Consider the following 1,392-nt stretch of genomic DNA (forward strand, 5'->3'; position numbering starts at 1 on the left):
GGAACAGGTTCGCACCATGCAGGAGGAGCAGACGATGCGATACATTACAACCTTCGAGCGGACCGCTATCGAGCAGGGTGTCCGGCAGGGCCTGGAGCAGGGCCTTGAACGGGGCCTCATCCAAGGTGAAGCGACGATCTTGCGCCGCCTGCTTGCGCGCCGCTTTGGCCCCTTGCCTGAGTGGGCCGAGGGCCGGGTGCAGAGGGCCTCCAGTGAGCAGTTGCAGGCCTGGGCCGATGCAGTATTGGATGCGGAGACATTGGACGGCGTGTTCGCTTCCAGTTCCAGCTGAGCACGCCTCTGCCTGTACGCCTACATCTGGCTGAGCATACCTTTGGCTATACCTCTCGCTGTTCGCCCGCATCCGGCTGCTCTTTTGTAAGAGGCACGCCTCGTGCCGATCGGGGGTTGTGCGTGGCATTGTTCGGGACGAGGGCGTCCCTCCTACAGATGAGACGCGGAGATTTCTGCCACTGGGTTTGGGGCTTTTTGGTTGACGAGTGGTGCCTGCTGCTGACGTAGCAGCCGTCCGTTCTTTCTGCACGGATATGATGGAAGATTGAGCACTTTTGTCGTGGAGTGAGTCCTGTGCCTGCGCAACACTGTGGGCATGGCTTCCGATTCAAACGAAGATTCCAAGGCGCAGGGCGTTGTGCCATTGTCGCCGGGGACCGGCAGCGCGCCCGATCCAGGCGAAACAGGGCGCGCAGTGGACTCGGCGACGGCCGATCACGACAGCCCGTGGAAAGAGGCGCTGGAGGTTTACTTTTCTGAGTTCCTCGCCCTGTTGTTCCCGGCAGTCCATGCGGAGATCGACTGGGAGCAGCCACCGCAGTTCATGGACAAAGAGCTGCAGCAGGTAGCGCGCGACGCGGATTCGGGGCGGCGCTATGCCGACAAACTGGTGAAGGTGTTTACGCTGGACGGCGACGAGACGTGGATCCTGATCCATGTGGAAGTGCAGGGTGAACCGGAGCGCGATTTTGCCGCGCGGATGTTCCAGTATTACTACCGGCTGCTGGACCGTTACGGTGTTGATGTCATCAGCCTTGCGGTGCTGGCCGACACCAGCCGTCAGTTTCGCCCGCATGACTACCGGCGCGCGCACTCGGGTTGTGGCGTTGAGTTTCGCTTTCCCAGCGTCAAGCTGCTGGACTATTTGGCCCCGGAGCGCTGGCAAATGCTGGAGCAGAGCAATAACCCCTTCGCGCTGGTGGTGATGGCGCAACTCCGTGCCAAGACGGTCCGCAGTCCGGGTGAGCGGGCCGGCTGGAAGTTCTGGCTGGTGCGGCTGTTGTATGATCGCGGTTATGGGCAGGCTGATATACTGGAACTGTTCAGGATTATCGACTGGATGGTGACACTGCCGCCGGACTTGGAGCTGAGCTTCAA

The 1,392-nt window shown here is 61.0% G+C and carries 2 protein-coding genes; both read left to right on the plus strand.

Translation table 11 applies throughout. The features are described from left to right. The coding region (locus tag VBE63_RS29330; protein WP_323686502.1) for a DUF4351 domain-containing protein at positions 1-292 on the plus strand (292 nt) is incomplete at its 5' end. A gap of 318 nt (positions 293-610) precedes the next feature. Then, positions 611-1,392 (plus strand): hypothetical protein (locus VBE63_RS29335; RefSeq protein ID WP_323686503.1); only part of this gene is annotated, 782 nt, incomplete at its 3' end.

This window comes from Lamprobacter sp., assembly GCF_034860625.1.
Taxonomy (GTDB): domain Bacteria; phylum Pseudomonadota; class Gammaproteobacteria; order Chromatiales; family Chromatiaceae; genus Lamprobacter.